The 17,220-nt window shown below is 64.2% G+C and carries 21 protein-coding genes and 5 pseudogenes; 9 read left to right on the top strand and 17 right to left on the bottom strand.

The features are described 5' to 3' along the window. Positions 1-2,343: pseudogene (locus AB433_RS17685) on the bottom strand (type IV secretion system DNA-binding domain-containing protein). After that, positions 2,330-2,620 carry a ribbon-helix-helix protein, CopG family gene (locus AB433_RS17680; protein WP_007015867.1) on the bottom strand — a complete coding sequence of 97 codons (291 nt, stop codon included), beginning with the start codon at positions 2,618-2,620 and terminating at the stop codon, positions 2,330-2,332. Before AB433_RS17680 ends, AB433_RS17685 begins: the two are co-directional and overlap by 14 nt. 474 nt (positions 2,621-3,094) lie before the next feature. Between AB433_RS17680 and AB433_RS17675 the strand changes: the two genes are divergently transcribed. Then, positions 3,095-3,322, top strand: coding sequence for a hypothetical protein (locus AB433_RS17675; RefSeq protein WP_007015868.1), 228 nt, complete (start codon positions 3,095-3,097; stop codon positions 3,320-3,322). Positions 3,323-3,449: 127 nt separating this feature from the next. Here AB433_RS17675 and AB433_RS17670 read toward each other — a convergent pair whose 3' ends face one another. The 3 genes from AB433_RS17670 to AB433_RS17665 form a co-directional block, all read right to left on the bottom strand. Continuing rightward, entirely contained in the window at positions 3,450-3,761 is a 312-nt protein-coding gene (locus AB433_RS17670) for a hypothetical protein (RefSeq protein WP_007015869.1), read from the bottom strand. Continuing rightward, positions 3,758-3,946: a hypothetical protein gene (locus tag AB433_RS21095; RefSeq protein ID WP_007015870.1), complete on the bottom strand. Its 189-nt coding sequence runs from the start codon at positions 3,944-3,946 to the stop codon at positions 3,758-3,760. The genes AB433_RS17670 and AB433_RS21095 overlap by 4 nt, the downstream gene beginning before the upstream one ends. A 281-nt stretch (positions 3,947-4,227) precedes the next feature. Further along, complete coding sequence (locus AB433_RS17665) at positions 4,228-5,283, bottom strand: DUF2493 domain-containing protein (protein WP_037486491.1); 1,056 nt, start codon at positions 5,281-5,283, stop codon at positions 4,228-4,230. A 563-nt stretch (positions 5,284-5,846) separates the two neighbouring features. Between AB433_RS17665 and AB433_RS17660 the strand changes: the two genes are divergently transcribed. After that, positions 5,847-6,128 carry a hypothetical protein gene (locus tag AB433_RS17660; RefSeq protein WP_007015872.1) on the top strand — a complete coding sequence of 94 codons (282 nt, stop codon included), beginning with the start codon at positions 5,847-5,849 and terminating at the stop codon, positions 6,126-6,128. A 381-nt stretch (positions 6,129-6,509) separates the two neighbouring features. Here the strand turns inward: AB433_RS17660 and AB433_RS17655 are convergent, their stop codons facing one another. The 3 genes from AB433_RS17655 to AB433_RS17645 form a co-directional block, all read right to left on the bottom strand. Beyond that, positions 6,510-7,751: a type II toxin-antitoxin system HipA family toxin gene (locus AB433_RS17655; protein WP_007015873.1), complete on the bottom strand. Its 1,242-nt coding sequence runs from the start codon at positions 7,749-7,751 to the stop codon at positions 6,510-6,512. Then, positions 7,748-7,960, bottom strand: a complete 213-nt coding sequence (locus AB433_RS17650; RefSeq protein WP_007015874.1) for a type II toxin-antitoxin system Y4mF family antitoxin — start codon at positions 7,958-7,960, stop codon at positions 7,748-7,750. The genes AB433_RS17655 and AB433_RS17650 overlap by 4 nt, the downstream gene beginning before the upstream one ends. Positions 7,961-8,297: 337 nt before the next feature. Beyond that, on the bottom strand, positions 8,298-8,660 hold the full coding sequence (locus AB433_RS17645) for a hypothetical protein (RefSeq protein ID WP_037486442.1): 363 nt from the start codon (positions 8,658-8,660) through the stop codon (positions 8,298-8,300). Between the two features lie 75 nt (positions 8,661-8,735). Here AB433_RS17645 and AB433_RS17640 point away from each other — a divergent pair, with 75 nt between their 5' ends. Both AB433_RS17640 and AB433_RS17635 read left to right on the top strand, forming a co-directional pair. Next, positions 8,736-9,035: a type II toxin-antitoxin system TacA family antitoxin gene (locus AB433_RS17640; protein ID WP_037486444.1), complete on the top strand. Its 300-nt coding sequence runs from the start codon at positions 8,736-8,738 to the stop codon at positions 9,033-9,035. Positions 9,036-9,038: 3 nt separating this feature from the next. Further along, positions 9,039-9,548, top strand: a complete 510-nt coding sequence (locus tag AB433_RS17635) for a GNAT family N-acetyltransferase (RefSeq protein ID WP_037486446.1) — start codon at positions 9,039-9,041, stop codon at positions 9,546-9,548. Positions 9,549-9,613: 65 nt separating this feature from the next. Here the strand turns inward: AB433_RS17635 and AB433_RS17630 are convergent, their stop codons facing one another. The 4 genes and pseudogenes from AB433_RS17630 to AB433_RS17615 form a co-directional block, all read right to left on the bottom strand. After that, a complete protein-coding gene (locus AB433_RS17630) occupies positions 9,614-10,102 on the bottom strand; it encodes a Ros/MucR family transcriptional regulator (RefSeq protein ID WP_037486447.1) in 489 nt (162 codons plus the stop codon). 117 nt (positions 10,103-10,219) lie between these two features. Further along, positions 10,220-10,777: a hypothetical protein gene (locus tag AB433_RS17625; RefSeq protein ID WP_037486448.1), complete on the bottom strand. Its 558-nt coding sequence runs from the start codon at positions 10,775-10,777 to the stop codon at positions 10,220-10,222. 501 nt (positions 10,778-11,278) lie between these two features. After that, complete coding sequence (locus AB433_RS17620; RefSeq protein WP_006949404.1) at positions 11,279-11,614, bottom strand: single-stranded DNA-binding protein; 336 nt, start codon at positions 11,612-11,614, stop codon at positions 11,279-11,281. 477 nt (positions 11,615-12,091) lie between these two features. Continuing rightward, positions 12,092-12,435 (bottom strand): annotated as a pseudogene (locus tag AB433_RS17615) (thermonuclease family protein). A gap of 313 nt (positions 12,436-12,748) precedes the next feature. On the opposite strand from AB433_RS17615, the gene AB433_RS17610 reads away from it, so the two are divergent. Continuing rightward, positions 12,749-12,937: a hypothetical protein gene (locus tag AB433_RS17610; protein ID WP_150113442.1), complete on the top strand. Its 189-nt coding sequence runs from the start codon at positions 12,749-12,751 to the stop codon at positions 12,935-12,937. 22 nt (positions 12,938-12,959) lie between these two features. Here the strand turns inward: AB433_RS17610 and AB433_RS17605 are convergent. Next, positions 12,960-13,648, bottom strand: a pseudogene (locus AB433_RS17605) (pentapeptide repeat-containing protein). Between the two features lie 152 nt (positions 13,649-13,800). Next, entirely contained in the window at positions 13,801-13,950 is a 150-nt protein-coding gene (locus AB433_RS20720) for a hypothetical protein (RefSeq protein ID WP_156170928.1), read from the bottom strand. Between AB433_RS20720 and AB433_RS21850 the strand changes: the two are divergent. Beyond that, positions 13,913-14,272 (top strand): annotated as a pseudogene (locus AB433_RS21850) (DUF1173 family protein); the annotation flags it as partial. The gene AB433_RS20720 and the pseudogene AB433_RS21850 overlap by 38 nt on opposite strands. Further along, a pseudogene (locus AB433_RS21410) lies at positions 14,268-14,966 on the top strand (DUF1173 family protein); the annotation flags it as partial. The pseudogenes AB433_RS21850 and AB433_RS21410, both read left to right, overlap by 5 nt. Positions 14,967-15,100: 134 nt before the next feature. Here AB433_RS21410 and AB433_RS17595 read toward each other — a convergent pair. Continuing rightward, entirely contained in the window at positions 15,101-15,538 is a 438-nt protein-coding gene (locus tag AB433_RS17595) for a hypothetical protein (protein WP_245626761.1), read from the bottom strand. A 142-nt stretch (positions 15,539-15,680) separates the two neighbouring features. On the opposite strand from AB433_RS17595, the gene AB433_RS20715 reads away from it, so the two are divergent. After that, positions 15,681-15,929, top strand: coding sequence for a hypothetical protein (locus AB433_RS20715; RefSeq protein WP_156170927.1), 249 nt, complete (start codon positions 15,681-15,683; stop codon positions 15,927-15,929). A gap of 311 nt (positions 15,930-16,240) precedes the next feature. Here AB433_RS20715 and AB433_RS21405 read toward each other — a convergent pair whose 3' ends face one another. Then, on the bottom strand, positions 16,241-16,396 hold the full coding sequence (locus AB433_RS21405; protein ID WP_245626745.1) for a hypothetical protein: 156 nt from the start codon (positions 16,394-16,396) through the stop codon (positions 16,241-16,243). Positions 16,397-16,416: 20 nt separating this feature from the next. Next, positions 16,417-16,728, bottom strand: a complete 312-nt coding sequence (locus tag AB433_RS21400) for a hypothetical protein (protein WP_245626744.1) — start codon at positions 16,726-16,728, stop codon at positions 16,417-16,419. A 52-nt stretch (positions 16,729-16,780) separates the two neighbouring features. On the opposite strand from AB433_RS21400, the gene AB433_RS20895 reads away from it, so the two are divergent. Then, a complete protein-coding gene (locus AB433_RS20895; RefSeq protein ID WP_169749389.1) occupies positions 16,781-17,083 on the top strand; it encodes a hypothetical protein in 303 nt (100 codons plus the stop codon). The last annotated feature ends 137 nt before the right edge of the window (positions 17,084-17,220 follow it).

Raw genomic sequence — 17,220 nt, 5'->3', positions numbered from 1 at the left:
TTACATCCCGATGCCGTCATCGGCATCGAGTCCGGGCAATTGGGCTTCGCCTGGACCGGCTGCGGTGCGCTCGATTCCGCGTTCGGGTTCGAGCGCTTCGGAGAGCTCGCGCGTCGTTTGCGAGACTTGCTTGCCCTTGCCAACTGCCTTCGCGTTCACGTGAGGGCGAGAGGCAGTTTCATCGGCGCGCTGCATGGCAGACGGTTCGGCTTCGGGCATACCCGGACGATAGCTCATCGCGCGCGACAGGCTGCTGGCGACAGGTGGATTGTCGCCACTGTCCTGGCTCCCTAGCTGGGCCGGTTCGTCTTCGTCCGCGGATGCCTCAAGAGCAGACTCCCGGTCGTCGTCCGGCTCCATCTCCGGCTCGGGCGCGGGCGCATCGCGGGTCTCGCGCCCGCCTGTATCCGGATCGCCCTGATCCTCCTCGTCAGCCTCTTCAGCAAATTCGATCGGCTCGACATTCTCGCGCAGGACATAGCCTTCGGCGACACTCGGGTAGTCCTTCCAGGAAAGCCTGATCCGCGCGGCATCGAAGCCTTCGGGAAAGACCAGAAAGCCGCGCAACGACGGAAGCTTCATGATGTCGTCGGGCAGCACCAGGGGCTGGACTTCGCTTCGCGGGGTGATCGTCGCGGCATCGCGAATGTTCGAATAGCCGTAGCTGTATGCCTCATCCATCATGCGCACTTCGCGGTGGCCGATGAAATCCGAACAATGCTCGGCGGTATCGCGATCGGCGGCGGCAAGGATGAGCTTGGTGCGCGCGAGCGAAGCCAGGTTCTGCGCGCCTTCCTTGCCATAGGTTTCGGCAAGCTTGGCGAAGCTGTGGATGCCCAGCACGAAGGCTCCGCCGAACCCGCGCGCGGTCTGCAGCCCGTCCTCGATGGCTGGCAGGCGGTGGAGCGCGTGAACCTCGTCGAAGAAGAACCAGGTGCGCAAGTCGCGCGTGCGCGGCAGGCGCATCAGCGTGTGTACCGCAAGGTTCATCCAGAGCGAGAGCAGCGCGCGATTGAGCACCAGTTCATTGTGCGATGAGGTGATGAACAGGATCGATCCGGGCTGATCTGAGGCGCGGATCCAGTCGCAAATCGAGAAGGGCTCCTTCCCCTCGGGAAGGAAGCGCAGCGCCTGCGCATTGGTGTTGAATACCGCCCGGATCGATTCGGCCATCTTGGCTGCTTCGGGCGCGGTCAGCGGGTCGGCGACGGTATTCTCGAGCAGCTTGTGGACCTCCTTGAGGTCGGCCATCATCAGCCGGCTTGCCAGTGCCTGGTTGGTCGCCTTGCCGAGCTTGATCAGGCGCATGCAGGTCTCGACAAAGAGCGTGCGCGCCGCCAGCATCCAGAAGGGTTCGGCCCCGCCGCCATCGGCGGGCAGGAGGGCCGCGGCAATGCCGGTAAAGTCTGCATGGTTCTTCGCTTCGGCAAACACCGACCAGGACGGGCAGCGCTCGTCCATGGGATTGAGAATCGTGTCCGTCTCGGGGTTGTAGAAGGCCTCGACATAGGCGCCGGTGAGATCGAAGACGACGGCCCGGTCGCGGCGTTTGCGCATCTGCGCGATCAGCGCGCGCATCTGCGTCGTCTTGCCGGTTCCGGTCGATCCGATCATCATCGTGTGCGCCTGTTCGGTGCGCCAGGGGAAGGGCACACCGGCGAGCGAATAGGCATGATGGATGCCTGCTGCCTTGCGCGTCGCCAACGGCATCGCCAGCACCTCGTCCATGGTCCTTCCCGGCAAGCGTTCGGCGACTTCCTAGGCGAGTGCGGCGCGGTTGTGATCGGTGATGACGGATGCAAGATCGGCAGCATCGACAAGCATGGCGCCGCGCTGGTGACGCTCTTCGAGGATCGACTTTCCGCGCCGCCGGGAGAAGTCGACGAACCAGATCGAAAGCGGCACGGCGACGAAAAGCGAGATGAACAACGAACCCCGTATCGCGCGCATCATCCGCTCCCAGGCAACAGCGACATCGGGGTGCGAAGCAACCATGCCGATGGGGGCGGGAACGACCTCTCCCGATGGCAGGGTGAGGTTGATCACCTTGGCATCGGAGAACTCCATGAACTGCCATCCGGCGGCATAGATGCGCATGCCGATCATCTGCACTTCTTGGCTCTCAAGCCGCAGCGCCAGGACCACCGAAAGCACGCCGAGGAAGGTGAAGAACCAGACCAGAAACGGAAGCCGTGCCGACGCGAACCACATCAGGAATTCATGGGTGATGAGCTGCGAGCCGCGGGTGAAGTCGCCGGCATTGCGCGGCATGTTGCCGCGCGCCGAATGATGCTGCAGCTTGCCCGGGCGGCGGCGGTCGGACCAGGTGTCAGGCCGCGCCACAAAGCGCCTCCATCCGGGCCTCGGCTTCGGCGAGAAGTTCGCCGTGCACATCGGTATATTGGCGCTGGATAATGAGGTCGAGCGCGAGGAAGAGATACTCGAGCGAGAATTGCCGCCGCCGGTCGAGTTCGGAAGCGCCCGCGACGCCATCGAGAAAATGTTCAAGCGCGATTCGCACGAGATTGGAGCGGGAGGTCTTTTGCGCTTCGGCAGCGGCCTTGGCCGCTTCGGCAATCGGCTGCGGCAACCGCACCGAAATCAGAACCGTATCTGTCATCGCCAACCCCTTCGAAAAGGGCCTGGCGGGAATTGCGCGAGGGAGAATTTAGGCTATCGCAAAGAGGGTGGCAAGCGAAAGGTCGCAGGCAGCGGGGCGTATCACATCGTATTACGCCCGAAATGGCGTAGTTCTGCCGCTTCAGAAGCTCCTGGCCAGCATGTAATATACCCGAATACAAGAAGCATTGCGCGTAAACATACTGCTTTTGGCCATTCTTAAAACTGCACCGCAGTGTACGGTCTGCAACTCTTCCCCTCAATCCGATGCCATGTGTCTGGTGGGTGGTTTCTGGTCTTTGATGCGCATAGAGTCGAGCCTTGACCGCTTGTCCTGGAGCCAAGAAACGCCGCTGATTACAGGACGGGCAGCACAATTTATTTGCAGGGCCGATGGCACAGGGCTTGCCACTAACAGCGCTGCTTGGAATCCTCGCGCACGGGAGGTTTCAGCGCCAACCCACGAGGTATCATCATGGCCAGGAAAGGAAGTCTTGAAGCGGAACGACAGGCGATCGCAAAGGAGCGGAGTGCACTGGAAGCGCGCGAAGCGAAGCTGCGGGAAAGCGAGCAGGTTGCCATGGCCGAACTGTTGAGGAAGTCAGCACTCGGCAAGGCTCCGTTTGAGAGGGTTGAAGCATTCTTCGCCGCTCTTGGAAAGCTCGGCCTGGACGAAGCGGAGAAGCGCCTGCGGGCAAGCTGAAACCGGTCTCGGCAGAGACCAGCGCAGCCGGGGCTCGATGCCTCGGCTGCGCTTTATCTGGACACGCAAAAAAGGGGGCCGGAGAGCCCCTTGTCGGTGCCCTCCGGCGCTGCGGCGGATGATCATTTCAGAACGGGCAATCCGCGTCCCAGTCTGGATCCATCACCACGCTCATGAAGCTTGCGGCGCGGGCGATGTTCGCTTCGTCGAAGTCGTCGGCCATCATGCCCGGGACGGAATGGACGATCCGGTCGATCAGGTCCTGGGGCAGGGCGTTGTAGTCGCCTTCGTCGATGGCGCTGAAGGAACCGTCGTCGTTCTCGATCACGTGGCTGTCGAAGAAGCTGTGCTGGGCGCGGATAGTCGCGGCGCGGACCGCGGCGTCATAGCTGATGGGGTCAAAAGCCGGGATGTCGAGGGACTTGGTAAGTGCGTTCATGTGAGCCTCCTGTCAAAGGAATTGAAGAGGTCTCCTTCGGGATGGCCGAGCTTGGCCCGGGTCAGGAACGGGCCGCCCGCGGCCCGCCGCGCGAGCGGGGGTGGGGGAGCCGATTTTTTCGCCTTCTTCAGGCGCAAAAATTGGGGGAACCGCCCTTCTTGACGCGGGCCAATGGCGGCCATCATGCTTGGAAGTCTGCGAGAGTGTTTAACCCTGTTAGGCAGCACCCCGGTGGTCCACGCGCGGGCAGCGCCTGCCCGGTCGATGCGAAGCCTTCGCGGCGTTCCTGGTTGCCGCATCGCCAGTAACGATGCTTCGGCGCCAGCAGGCCGTCAGGCCGTTACTGTCGGGGCAAGAAGCGAGCGAGCCGGGCCATCAAGGTGTGCGTCCCGATCGACAAAAAAGAAGGGCATCCAGCGGTGAGGCTGGACACCCTTCTGGTTGATGCAATCGGAGCAGGCCCCGCTCAGAACGGCGGGAGTTCATCGCCATTGACGGTGCCACATGCCGTGCGCTTCATTGCAGGCCGCTCAGCTTGCGTTGCCGCTTTGGCCCGCGCCGCCGGAGCCTCGTTCTGGACCGAAGAATCGCGCACGATGTGCAAGGGAACGCGGGCTTCACGCAGCCGGTCGGCAAGGTTCGCCTGGATGCCGCCGCCGCTGCACACCACCGCCTCGACAGGCTTGAAGGCGAGCATGCGGGCGTTGCGCTGATAGGGCGCCGAAGGTCCCCGCGAGGTATCGGGCCTGCACAGGATAACCGGCACATTGTGGCGCGATGCCCAGGCTGCCGCGATCACGTCCGCGCCCTTGTTCTGGGCGGTCGTTGCCAGCGCCATTGACGGGACCCGGGCATGGATCGCATCGAGATAGTCTTCAACGAGGGCAATGTCGGTGAACTGCTGTCCGCCCGAAAACACCACGACGGGGCCGGTGGGTGCAAACTGTTCGCGCCGCTGCGCCTTCTGTGCCGCGAGATAGTCGCGCGCTTCGATCATCGAGGCATTGGTCTTGGACGAGACCCGCGAGCCCCGCACCGGCGAGAAGGGCCGACCGGTTTCGACTAGGTAAATCCGTGCGGCATGGTCACGCATGCACTCCATCGCATCGCGGCATTCGGCAAGGCTGCGGGCCTGCATGGTCAGGTCCTCAAGGTCGGTCGCATAGACCTCGCTCGGATCGTATTCGCGCAGCTTCTCCTGAAGCCGGTTCGCCATCGCATCCTCGCGGTCATCGAGGCGCTTGGCGACGACATGGAAGCTGTTGGCCACGCCCCAGGCGACTTCGCTTGCGAAGTCTTCCATCCGGGTGTCACGGAACAGGTCGAAGACCGTTGCCAACATCATCTCGATCGCCGCTTGCGCCACCTCGGGGTCGGGCATTTCGACAGCGCTCGGCTCATGCTCGATCGAGAGCTTGGCCATCTCGGTCTGCTCCATGAATGCCCGGGCGTAGTCGGGCGTGGCGATTTCGCGCGCATAGTGTTCGGCAAGGTCGGCGAAGTTCGAGAAACGGTCCGTCATGATAACCTCCAAAAGGAATTTTCTCTCATCACGCTGATGAAAGATGCCCATCGGAAGGACGCCGGAGTCAGGCAGTCAGGGACGGCGGCGCGCACGCGCTGCTGCCGCGTGTCGCGGGCGTGGGGGGAGCCGATTTTTGCTCGCAAGGCGCTAGCCGCAGCAAGCCAAAATCGGGGGGCACCCGCGATCCTTGACGGCCGCCAATCTCCCAGGCGTCATGCTATGGCGATGCTGATTTCGCTCAGCCACCGAAATGAGAGAGAGATTACGGTTTTGCCCCCGAACCCCCATGTGGGTGTTCGGGGTTAACCGCAAAACTCAGCCCTTGCCTAGCCGCAGCCTCGGTTGCGGCCCACCTGCAAATGACGGACCCCTTGCCGGAGCAAGTCAGTCGGCGCGTGGCCCGGTGCATCGCACGGGCGCGGGACGGCGACGGAGCCGGAGGCAAGAGTGCCGGCGGCCCAAAGCGAAAAGCACCGCACCCGCAGGAGCGCGGCTGCAGGTCGCGCGGGACCGAGTGCGTCCAACTTGACCGGGCCGCTCAACCTTGTCGAAGCAGGGCCATGGAATTCGACGACCAGATGCGGCGCTTTTTCGGAACCGATGATCTCGGTGCGGTTTCGCCCGAAGGGCTTGCCAGCGGGATCGAGCGCATGCGGGTCGAGTTTGGGCTTGAGACCGACAAGGGACGCAGGTTCGCCATGTGGTCGCTGCTCTACATGCTGGGTTCGGCGCCGAATCTCGATGTGGCGTTCAAGGACCCGCAAGACGGCGACGCGGCGCGCACGTTTATGGACCTGCTCGATCAGGCAAATGCCGGCGAGGCAGATGATCGCACGCCGTAAAGATTAGGATTGAGGCCGCTTTACCCTGCAGTTGATTGGTTCTCGCGTTTTGCAGGGTAACGGAACACTGGATTCGGCGCGGCGCGGTACGAGCAGGTTCGCCACCTTTCCGCAGATTCTTATGTTACAAAACCTATATCTATGAACGATCTAGTGATGGTTTTGAAGCAGTCGGAGGACCGTTTCCGTTAGGAATAAGGGGTGATATTTCTAACAAGAGTGCGCGGTCCTGAAGGACCGGAAAACGTCCGGCAGCTTCAGCGCGGACGGGCAGGTTAAATCGCGAAAACTCGGATGAAACGGCTATTAGATCTCGTTTTCTCGGTAAATCGGCCCCTTAAAGCACAATTTCTCGGAGCGGGCTTCCGAGTCGCGCCAATATCACAACTTCCCACCGAGCAGCCCGGCGCGCTCACGGACAAGCGCGATGACAGGGACGAATCCATCTGCCGCCCAAGTAGGGCCAGTAAATTCGTTGTCCAGGCCGGCAATGACAGCCTCACACAATTGCCTGATCCGGGTCCGCACGAACGGGGCGCCAAGCCCGCAATCGACAGCGAACTTGTCCCAATGACGCGGCTCGAGTTCGTTGAGGAGGTGCTTCCCGCCAATCTTCATCGCGAGCTTCGGCGAGAGTTCCGGGTAAAGCGTGGTCGAAAGCAGATCGTAGAGCGGTGCAAGCTCGATCGCGCCGTCCTTGTGCAGGAGGCTAAAATTCTTGGCGTGGGCATCAGCATTGCCGATGATCAGGTTGAAGATTGCCGCATCGAGCAGCCGCAGGATGTCGCGTGGCGGACGGGTTGCTGCCCGGCGCAGCAGCGCGAAGCAATCAGGAAAATTCGGCCCGCCTTCGCTCGCATATTTGCGGTGTGACGGCACGCCAAGCGCCTGCGCGAAGTCTTCCTGATGCAGGCGGACCAGTTCGCCTGACGGACCGATGGTCCGATCATAGCGACTGATCAGCAGAAATGAACGATCGCCAACCGTACGCATTTCGACCGGTGCAACGTCAAGGCCGATGGCGCGGGCGAGCGACATGCAGAAGTATTCGTTCTCGGTCGTCCAGGGGAAACGCGTGATCGGTGGTTTGAGGATATGACTGGTCGGCTGCCCGGGTGCTGGCAGGGCAACCTGCCTGTCGATCAGAAGCACCGGAAGTTTCGATTGTGCCCCGGCCAATGACAGCCGCAACCCATCCTCGCCCGCCAGCATTGGACGCATCGGCAAATGATCGAGCAACTGGATCAGACGATCATCATCGAGAGGTTTGGGCGCTGCGGCGCTATGGGGAGTGGGGGCTTCGCCTTCAGGAAGGAGCGTCAAAGCGCCTGCCACTTCACCGCCGAGATGCTCGAGCAGCCGGAATTCATTGTCGGCGGAGACACCAAGTGCGCGGGCGATGGCAGTACGCTGGCTTTCCTCGGGCAGAATGCCGCCAAAGAAAGGCTGGCATTCCCGACGATGGAATGGCTCGACCTGCTTGGGTAGCGAGAATGAAAGCGCAGGAGCGCGAAGCTCTGTCAGCCAGCCTGGATCATAGGCAAACTGGGTTTCGCCGAAGGGGTCGAGATAGAGGGCGCCGACCACACGGCCGTCCCACCAGACGGTGAGCCTGCTGCTCATGACCGGCTCGCAGGCGGGGCGATCTGGACTTCGCAGCCGAGCGTCGTGATGACCTGAAGCACCTTGCCGAGTTGCAGCGTCGGCTTGCCAGCTTCGAGATCGACAATAAACCGCACGCCAACGCCGCTCACTGCCGCAAGCTCTGCCTGCTTCAGGTTCTGTGCCTTGCGTTCGCGGCGCACAAGGAGGCCAAGTGAATTGCTGTCCATATTACCGAACGGGAAGTTATGCTCGATTGTGGCCGATTTCAAGGCATCTATTCCCGCTCGGGAATAACATCGTGGTGCCTGGCGTCAGCTCATGCACAAATTCCCGAACGGGAATGTCAAAGCGGTGCGATATGAGGCGGTGCGCCGCAAGTTATCCCATAATCTGACCGTGCCCCGGATTTATGGGATAAGTGGGTCGTTGTAGCTCCGGGTGACATCTCTAAATTGCAGAGATCGCTCGGGATGATAATGTGAATTATGTTAAATCAAATCAAATGGTTACGGGTTTTGTCAGTGGCTGGCAGGGTGCGATCGCACGAAGCACATGACCCCAGAATCACGCATAGCCGCCATCTTTCAGCCGATCGAGATAGGCGTGAACCTTGTTGCTCCGTCCCTGATGCACGAGTTCTTCAGGCGTGGCATCACCGAAGGATGGCAGCGATTGCGACCGGTACCAAGCAAAGGCCGTTGGCGCGCTGCCCGCCCAAGGAATGATCCGGTCGATGATCCGGCACATTTCGTGCAACCGCGTCTGCGTTGCCACGCTTCCGATGCGCGCAGCTTTGGTAAGCGCATTAGGCGAGAGCCCGGCGGCAATGGCCAGCTCGGATTTTGCGGTCCTGAGCGCCGCAGCCAGACGCCTCGCGGAAACACCGTGCTGGTCGGATACCTCCCTCAAGAATGCCGAATTGCTCATGGATCTGTCCGACCGCATTTTAGCCTGTATTGCATTTTGCAATACACCGTGTATGGTGCCTTGTGGAGATAGAATATGGCCAAGTCCCTTGAACGCAAGGATCACCCGGTATCGATGCGTCTGCCCGATGCCGACATTGCCCTGATCGATCGTGCGGCAAGCGCGCGCGGGCGCTCGCGAACCGATTTCGTGCGAGAAGCAGCTGTGCGTGCTGCCGAGGATGTCCTGATGGACCAGAGGCTCGTGCGGATGAGCGGCGAAGGGTTTGCCGAATTCATCGCGCTGCTGGAACAACCCGCCGAGGCGGTTCCATCGCTCGTCGATGTGCTCAGGCGACCGGCGCCTTGGGACATGCCCTCGGACGATCGGCACTGATAATTGGGCCTGTCGCCGCCGGAACTGTTGAACGCAGCTCATGAAGTCGATGACTTCGACTGCGGCAAGCCATCGCTCAATCACTGGCTCAAGGCGCGCGCCCTCGCAAACCAGGAGCGCGGGTTTACCGCGGTGTTGGTCGTGCATGAGGCGATGCGGGTGGTCGGCTACTACGGGCTGGCTCCGACATCGGTGATCCCCGGCATTCTGCCGCGTTCCATCCGGACGGGGCAGCCGCCCGATCCAGTGCCTTGCCTGCTGCTCGGTCAACTCGCGACCGACCTGGCGTGGGCGGGACAGGGCATCGGCTCGGGATTGCTGCGCCACGCACTGGGACGGTGTCTGGAAGCTGCCCGCCTTGTTGGCGGTCGTGCAGTGATCGTCAATGCCATCGACGACGAGGCAGCGGCCTTCTGGCTAGGCAAGGGCTTCCTGCCTTCGCGCGACGATCCACTCGTGCTGTTCCAGTCGATCGGCGCCATTGCTGCTTCCCTGGCAGCAGCAGAACGTTGAGCCTGGGAGTCACGGCAAGACCGAGGCCACAGACGTGATTTTCGGCCATGGGCCCCAGCGCGGCCCTAGCCGAAGGCGACGCCGAGCTTCTTGCGTTTTGCCGGGGCCGCAGCGGCCTTGGACTGAGCCTTGGGCGCTGCATTTGCGTCAGCCTTCGGGCTCTGGCCGGGCTTGCGGCCAAGGCCGATCCTGACCGCGAGTTCCTTGCGCTTGGCGGCATAGTCGGGCGCGACCATCGGATAGTCGGCGGGCAGGCTCCAGCGTGTCCGGTACTCGGCGGGCGTCAGGTTGTGCTCGGTGCCGAGATGGCGCTTGAGCATCTTCATTTTCTCGCCGCACTCGAGGCAGGTGACGGCGTCGTGCTTGACCGACGACCGCACCGAGACGGCGGGCTTCAGCTCTTCCGCGGCCGGTTCCGGCGCCTGTCCAAGCGCGGCAAGCGAAGCGTAGACCGCCTGAATCAGGCCCGGCAGGTCTGTGGCTGCCACCGAATTGTTGCTGACATGGGCAGAGACGATGTCGGCAACATGATCCAGCAATGCTTCGTTTTCCATGCGGGCAAGACCTTTCCAATCCACGGATCAGGGGTTCCTATGCGATAGTTCGCCACCACGCCATAGGAGCATCGCCGGGGTGCGCCAGGCCTGACCAGATGCTCGAAGTGCGAAGGTTCAGGCCGCGAATAGTTCGCCCTGGAAATTGGCAGGACCCGGGCCGTGTCGCCGCAGCGGCGCGGGTTTGCGCAGCAGCGCAAGGACGCCCGGCTTGATCACATAGACCGCGTGGCGCCCGCCGCCGCGGTTCTTGTGGTTGGTGGCGTAGCCCGCATAGTGCCGGGTCATCAGCCCGGCGCGCACGAGATCGGAGATTGCGCGGCTGACATTGGCTCGGCCGACGGCCTGGACCTGCTCCTCGACCGCCGCGGCGATGCGCACCGCATCACGAGCAGCGTCACCGGTCAGTTCGTCCTTCAGCGCAGCGGCCACGCGCGCGCGCAGCGCCGCCCGCCGTGCGGGCTGTTCGCTCATCGGCAAGAGCTGGGAGCAGAGCCATTCGCGCAGAAGCACCGGCACACCGCCTAGCGCCACGAAAGGTCCGGCTTGCCCTCGCCCGTCGGCAATCTCAGCGACCAGCTGGAGGACAAGAAACGCGTAGCGGGGGCGGTTCGAGGCTTCGACCAGGACCGCGTAGATCCCACCGACGCCAGTGATTTCTTGGGCTCGTTCCATCGATCAGTATTGAGCACAAAAGGTGAATCCTGTGAATCCCCTTTGTGCCCCGCGCTGACGTTTGTCGCCCGTGACACTTCGCCCGGAGGCGCCATCTGGCTTGCGCTGCCACGTGCGCTGCCTTCTATCCGCCACCGCATTGGAGATCGTGCAGGCATGATCGATGAACCCGCCCTCCGCAGGCCCCATGCGGGCGATGCAACATGACACTCTGCCCGAGGGCAAAGTGTCACACATGCCATGCCCGGAGGGGCACATGCGCAGACCCGGCAGGCAAAAAAATGGGGCCAGCGAGAGCCGGCCCCTTGGAAAGTTTTGGGAGAGGATGCCTGAAAGGCACCCCCCATATGGGTCGGCACCCTCCATGCTGCAAGTGCGAAATAGACGCCGCGCGTTGCCTTTTTCGCAACCGGTGTTTCGCCCGTCGCAGCGACTACATGAGTGATGGGGGGCTGGCCTTGGCCCAGTGGGAGGCGGCAGCGCCGCCTCCCGGGCTCGGTGTCAGAGGAAGAGAACTTCCTCGGCGACGATCTCGACCGCGTAGCGTTCGACGCCCTCGCGGTCGGTCCACTTCGAGTAGTGGAGGCGGCCCTGCACCTCGACCAGGTCGCCCTTCTTCTTGTGCTTGGCGACCGAGGTGCCGAGGCCGTTGAAAGCGGTGACGCGGTGGAATTCGGCGAGGGTCTCGGTGTAGCCGGCCTCGTTCTTGACCGTCTTGCCGTCGACCAGCTTGGGGCGATCGGTGACGAGGGTGAACGAAGTGATCGCGGTTTCACCGGCGTGGCGGGTTTCGGGAGCGGCGGCGATGCGACCGATCAGGATGACGAGGTTCTTCATGGGGTATCTCCGTGGCTTGAACTCGGCGGAACCGCCCGCCGATGAACACCACAGGCAGGGCCAAAGGCCCGGGCCCGCACCGAACTCATGTGAGGGAAACCCAAAAGCGAGGAGTGGTGCGGCAAGCCTGAAGGGCTTCACGGTCCGCTGCTTTTGGGTTGCGGCCAGGGACTGGCCCTGCAGGGTTCATCGGCAAACGAAGGGCGGTTTCGTCAGGTCAGGCCCGGCGGATCCCGCAAAGGTCAGACCCGTGAGCCTCGGCCATTTCGACAGGGCCTGCTCCTACCCGCCAGCGCCCGCGGCAGCGGGCATTGCCTTCCTCGGCCGCCGCTCCATGCCGGTCAGAGGCGCGTGGGGTCACACGAGGCTGCGCCTAGCCCCTCCCCGTCCATCGCCATGCGCCACGGCAAGGCCTTGGTCAGATGCGCAAGCTGGCGCCCGCAGGCGGGCAAGGCTCGCCACTTTCGATATGGACCCTCAGCGCCAGGGCCTCGCGAGGCCTTGCGCGACCAGATAGTCGCCGGCGTCCACGCCGTTCACCGAGACCGTGGCGAGCGTCCGCCCATAGGGGTCGGTGCCAAGCCGCGTGATCATGACCCGTCCGTGCGACAGCAGCCGCGTCAGGGCAACCCGCGAGGCTTCGCCTGCGGCAAAGTCACACCAGGCGTAGGACCGCCTCCGGTCCTGGCACTTGGACTATCGGGCAACTCGGGTGCATCGATATTGGCGATGCGGACCCGCTCGCGGCCGCAGCGGATCGTGTCGCCGTCGTGAACCGAAGGCGACATGCAAAGGGCGGCGGCAGCAAGAATAATCGGCATGGGCTGGAACCTAGCGCCCTCGCCCGCCCGCGCCAACCAGCCTTGCCGCATCTACCCACTGGCCCCGATCGTGACCCGAAGGGCCGGCATCCATGCCGGCGAGCTTGGGTGGGCGGCGGTGCGACAGCACCGACGCGCGCCCTAGCGAGTAGAGCGGGTTGCCCCCAGCCCGCGCGGGGCGCGGGCGCCGGGGTGCCTCTTTCCCCTCTCCACCTCGCCACATCCCGGCAAAACCGGTATGAATGCGCTCCAACGCGACCTGTCCGGCCCCGCTGCCGTAGGCAGAGCCGCCGAAGGGAAAGGTTCCCGGCCCATGACTGACCCCCAGATGATGCCAAGCGCCCTGCAGGTGGCGCACGCGGTGGCGCAGGTGCTGCGCACGAAGCTTGCCGTGTTCGATGCTGAAGAGATCGTGCTCACGCGCGAGGAAGCCGCGCTGTGCCTCGGCCTTGCCGAAGGCGTAAGCGAACTCCTGGACCAGGACGAGCGCGCCGCGGACTGAGGCAAACGGTCCCGCCGTGCGGCTATCGGACGTTGAGCCCAAGTTCGCCGAGCAATTGCCCGGCCTGCTCGCGCGAAATCGTCGCCCCGCGAACAGCCCGGCATCGACGAGGCGCAGCCCGCCGAGGTCAGCGCCGCGCAGGTCAGAGCCCTCGAAGCGCGATCCCGCTACCATCGCCTCGCGCAGCGAGCAGTCCTCGAACACGGTCATGCGGAAATCGCCCTTGCGCAGATCGGCACCGGATAGATCGACCCGGCGCAGGCTTTCCTTGCGAAACGAAAAGCCAGGCAGCTTTGCCGAGACCAGCAGCACTTCCTCGAAGTGGATGTGCATGGCGCGCGCCTCGGTGAAATCGGCGCCGGTGAGCTTGGAGCCGGTGAACCGGGTCGAGGTCAGGCTCGCGCGGCGCATCGCGCAATTGTTCCAGTCGCCGCCGATGAACTCGGCCTCGCTGAGGTTCGCGCCCGAAAAATTGGCAAATGGTCCACGGCAGCCTTGCCAGACCGTACCTTCCAGCTTTGCTCCTGCAAGATCGCTGCGCCGCAGGTTGCAGCGTTCGAAGCGCCAGCGGGTGGAGGTCGAGCCCGGAGAGGTCGGCCTCCTCGAGGTCGCAGTCGACGAGTGTGCGGGCACCTTGCCGATCAGGCGCTCGATGTCGCTGCGCACCAGCGTGGCGCCTGCGATGGGCTGCGAAGCGAAGAGGTCATCCATCACAGGACCGGTAGCGCGGCATATGCCGCCACGCCAGTAAACCGCGGGCGGCCTCCACGGTTGCACGGCGACAGGCTCAATTCGTCGCTCGGCGGGCTTGCCGCACCGGCGAGGCCAGCATAGACTGAGTCCAGCGCGCCATCCGGGCCGCGTCAGACGAAGGAGATGCGCGAGAGGTCGAACGGGCAGCGTCGATCGCGAGAAATGGAGATATCCCAATGGTCCAGCGATACCGTGTGCTCGGCCGCAGCGTGGCCGAAGGCGATGAACTTCAGCAGCTGCTTGCCAAAGCCTACGCGCAAAAGACCCAGGTCCTGTGGCGAATGCCGCAAGGGAACCGAAACTCCCCCTCTACATCTCGCACCGCCAGAATGGCTACGTGCTCGCGCGCTGGCCATGCTCGGCGCGCGCCATGCGACGGCCTGCGATCACTACGAGGCGCCCGATTACCTCACCGGCATGGGTCAGGTCCGCGGGAGCGCCGTACTCGACGATGAGGCAAGCGGTGAGACCCAGCCTCAAGCTCGGTTTCCCGCTCTCGCGCGGCGCCGCCCGGCTCGCGCCTGCGGCGCTGACGAACGACAAGCCGACGGTGAAATCGTCGGGTCAGAAGCTCTCGATGCGCGGCTGCTGCATGTCCTGTGGGACCGGGCGGAGCTACCCACTGGCACCCAAAGATGGCGGCAAGCGGACATGGTTCGTGGTGCGCCGCGCGCTGCTCGAGGCGGCGGCAAGTTGCCGGGCCAAGCAGGAAGCCCTGCCCCACGTGCTGTTCGTGCCCGAGAGCTTCAAGATCGAGGAAAAAGAGGAGATCCGGGCGCGCCGCCCGCGCGGCGCTTGCCCGGGTCTATGCCTCGCGCGATGAAATGATGGTCGTGGTGGGCGAGATCAAGGAGATCATTCCGCGCACGGCGCGGAAAGAATTGTCCTGCGCCATGTCGGCGACATGCCCTTCGTGATGGATCAGGACATGGCGCGGCGGTTCCACAAGCGGTTCGCGGCGAACTCGCGCTATGGCAGGCGCAGGATGGCCGAGAGGCAAAAGCGGCCATCTGGTTCTCGCCGGCTCGTTCGCGCGGCGCCGCGAAGGCACATTCGACTCATCGAGGTCGCGCTGATGCCGGTAACGGGAGAATGGCTGCCTTATGAGACCAGCGACGAGCGCTACCTTGTCGGCAAGGCGGTCGCGGAGAAGCGGCGGTTCGTGAAGGGCCTGCGCGTCAATCTCGACACCGACACGGCCGATCGCCAGCCTGGTGCTGAGGACACCGGCGAGGAAGCCAGCGCCATCCACATCCACGACCGCGACAACGAGGTGGCGGAGCCTCTGGAAGCACTGCTCGCCGGGCAAGGCGTCGCGCACCTGCTGTGGAAGGAAGGCGAGCCGCTCCCGGCCCGCGTCAGCCGGCCACCGCGGCGCAGCTGGGACGCGCGCAGGCCGCCTGAGCGGGCTCAGCCGTCCGATCGGGGCAGCGGTTTGGTCGGCAGCAGGTCGAGACGCCGGGGCGTGTCACCGACTGCCCGCAAGGCCTCGAGCCGCGTCGCGACCTCGCCCTCGTGCTGGGTGATCTCGATGCGATTGAGGCCGACGATGGTCCAGACCGCGAGTTCGGGCCGATCGGTCACGTGGACCGAGTAGGCGATGGGCAGCTTGTCGGGGTAGAGCCAGAGCAGCAGCACCGGCAGCGCGGCGAGGTTCGGTTTGCCGCCTGACGCAGCGAGCGTCATCACGCCACGCTCGCGGTCGTAACGGCAGGTGATCCCGAGCGGCTGCGGGTGCCCGGCAAGGCCGAGGATCGTCTCGCGTGGGCGAGCGCCGAAGACCGCGTCGAGTTCGGCCGGGGGCTCGGCCTCAGCATCGTCGGACGTCTCGGCGAGGAACAGCTCCACGCGGCAAAGCGCGCGGCTTCCTCGCGGGTGCAGGCAAGTTCGAGGGTGAGCGTGATCGAGGACATGGCTGGGACTTTCGTGTTGCCGCGCCCGACGCGTCCCGATGCCAAGGCAAGGGCTAGAACGGCGGACAGGCGCGGAATTGAACGGGTCAGAGGACGAGGTGGCGCTCGACGTGCGAGCGCTCGCGCGGCCTCTGGAGGTTGAAGACGGGGACGCCGTGGCTGGCGGCAATGCGCAGCGCCTGGCCGGTGCCGCTGAGGCCTCGCCGTCGGCGGTCCAGCACAGCACGAATTCCGCAGGGCTATCGAGCGAGCAGCCCAGCACCTGGAACACGTTTCTGATGTGGAGCGCCTGGACGAAAGCCGAGAGCCTGGGAAATGTGGGATGATGCGCGGCGGCGATGGTACGCGCCCTGCCCCACAGCTCGTCGCCGAGCGTATCGGGATGGAACTCGCTTGCCGATCCGCGCCAGCCCGCCGCCGGCAGGAAGATCTGCGCATCGCGGCCGCCCCGCGTTCGAACGCACTGTCGGCGCCGATCGCGCCCGAGCGCAGGACATAACCGCGCTTGGTGAGCGCGAAGGCCGCGCGGTCATCAGGCTGAGGACTTCGGGCGGCGTCGCGCGCGGCGCCGATCCCGGCATAGAAGCGAGGCATGGGCTTGAACTCCTCAAAGGAACGCCCAGCTCCAGCCCCTCCCTTACCCGGTATCGACGGCAGCGACCGTGGCAGGACCGTAGGCGGCGAGCAGGTTGCGGTGGAGCACCGCGTTCTCAGCGGGGAAGAAGCTGCCGTCGGCGTTCGCCCGGGTGATCTGGAGCGCGGCGGCGACCACGTCGCGGAATGGGCGCATCACCGCACGCCAGCCCTCGTAGGTCACCGGCTGCGGAAATCCGCCGCGATCCAGGTGGCGGGCTCCACAAGGTTGTCGAGCCAGGCCAGTGCGTCTTCGGGCAAGGGCAGGTCCGCCGATACCAGCCACAAGGTCCGGTATGTCCCGAAATCATGGGCATTGGCGACAAGGGCGAAGCCGAGCGGCAGGGCGGCTCGCCGTTGAGGGCGATGATCGCAGCCTTGTAGGCGAGCAGTTCGAGCGTGTTGGCCTCGGCAAAGTCCGCGCATTGCCCAAGCTGCGCGCAGGCTCATCGGCCGGACCAGCCCGAGTTCGAGGATGCGGTGCCGGCTCATCGCGCGCCTCCTCTGGGCCATCCGGATACCAGGCGAGTTCCACCGCGTCCGGATGGGCGGCATCGAAGGCCGCGATGCGCGCATGGGTAATGAGGCCCGCGCGATCCCTCAGCCCGACGTAGCCGCCGTAGAAACGGCCGCCCGCGTGGGCGAACTGGGCGTGGATGTCTTCGCTCACCGCCTCAGTGACGAAAAAGCCCGGCACTCCGGTGATGTGGGCTGGCGGCAGGACGCCGAGCATTTCGTGGAAGAAGGCTTCGGTCACCCGCGAGAGCGGAAAGCTGGCGAGCACTGCCTCACGCGAGGGGGCCAAAAGGGCGGCATCAGTCGCAGTCATCGCTCGACCCTCCAGTGATCACGAAGGCTGGATGGTCACCTCGGCGCGGGCAATCTCGCGCTTGAGATCGCGCAGCCGGGTGAAGCTGTTGATCCATGACGGGGGGAAGAGGACGTACTCGTCTTCGCTCGCCGTGTAGTCGCGCATCGGGCCTT

Origin of the sequence: Croceicoccus naphthovorans, from assembly GCF_001028705.1 — a bacterium.
In the GTDB taxonomy this organism is placed as follows: Bacteria; Pseudomonadota; Alphaproteobacteria; order Sphingomonadales; family Sphingomonadaceae; genus Croceicoccus; species Croceicoccus naphthovorans.
Note: the sequence above shows the minus strand (reverse complement) of the source record. Positions and strands in the feature narration are given on the sequence as shown.

Bases quoted from the DNA above. Each gene is read 5' to 3' on its own strand.
- AB433_RS17620 (WP_006949404.1), bottom strand. From the start codon at position 11,614: ATGAAGAACCTCGTCATCCTGATCGGTCGCATCGCCGCCGCTCCCGAA.
- AB433_RS17640 (WP_037486444.1), top strand. From the start codon at position 8,736: ATGGCCAAGTCCCTTGAACGCAAGGATCACCCGGTATCGATGCGTCTG.
- AB433_RS17655 (WP_007015873.1), bottom strand. From the start codon at position 7,751: ATGAGCAGCAGGCTCACCGTCTGGTGGGACGGCCGTGTGGTCGGCGCC.
- AB433_RS17675 (WP_007015868.1), top strand. From the start codon at position 3,095: ATGGCCAGGAAAGGAAGTCTTGAAGCGGAACGACAGGCGATCGCAAAG.
- AB433_RS17665 (WP_037486491.1), bottom strand. From the start codon at position 5,283: ATGACGGACCGTTTCTCGAACTTCGCCGACCTTGCCGAACACTATGCG.
- AB433_RS21095 (WP_007015870.1), bottom strand. From the start codon at position 3,946: ATGATGGCCGCCATTGGCCCGCGTCAAGAAGGGCGGTTCCCCCAATTT.
- AB433_RS17670 (WP_007015869.1), bottom strand. From the start codon at position 3,761: ATGAACGCACTTACCAAGTCCCTCGACATCCCGGCTTTTGACCCCATC.
- AB433_RS17660 (WP_007015872.1), top strand. From the start codon at position 5,847: ATGGAATTCGACGACCAGATGCGGCGCTTTTTCGGAACCGATGATCTC.
- AB433_RS17650 (WP_007015874.1), bottom strand. From the start codon at position 7,960: ATGGACAGCAATTCACTTGGCCTCCTTGTGCGCCGCGAACGCAAGGCA.
- AB433_RS17630 (WP_037486447.1), bottom strand. From the start codon at position 10,102: ATGGAAAACGAAGCATTGCTGGATCATGTTGCCGACATCGTCTCTGCC.
- AB433_RS17625 (WP_037486448.1), bottom strand. From the start codon at position 10,777: ATGGAACGAGCCCAAGAAATCACTGGCGTCGGTGGGATCTACGCGGTC.
- AB433_RS21400 (WP_245626744.1), bottom strand. From the start codon at position 16,728: ATGAGCCGGCACCGCATCCTCGAACTCGGGCTGGTCCGGCCGATGAGC.
- AB433_RS17680 (WP_007015867.1), bottom strand. From the start codon at position 2,620: ATGACAGATACGGTTCTGATTTCGGTGCGGTTGCCGCAGCCGATTGCC.
- AB433_RS17610 (WP_150113442.1), top strand. From the start codon at position 12,749: ATGACTGACCCCCAGATGATGCCAAGCGCCCTGCAGGTGGCGCACGCG.
- AB433_RS20895 (WP_169749389.1), top strand. From the start codon at position 16,781: ATGGGCGGCATCGAAGGCCGCGATGCGCGCATGGGTAATGAGGCCCGC.
- AB433_RS17645 (WP_037486442.1), bottom strand. From the start codon at position 8,660: ATGAGCAATTCGGCATTCTTGAGGGAGGTATCCGACCAGCACGGTGTT.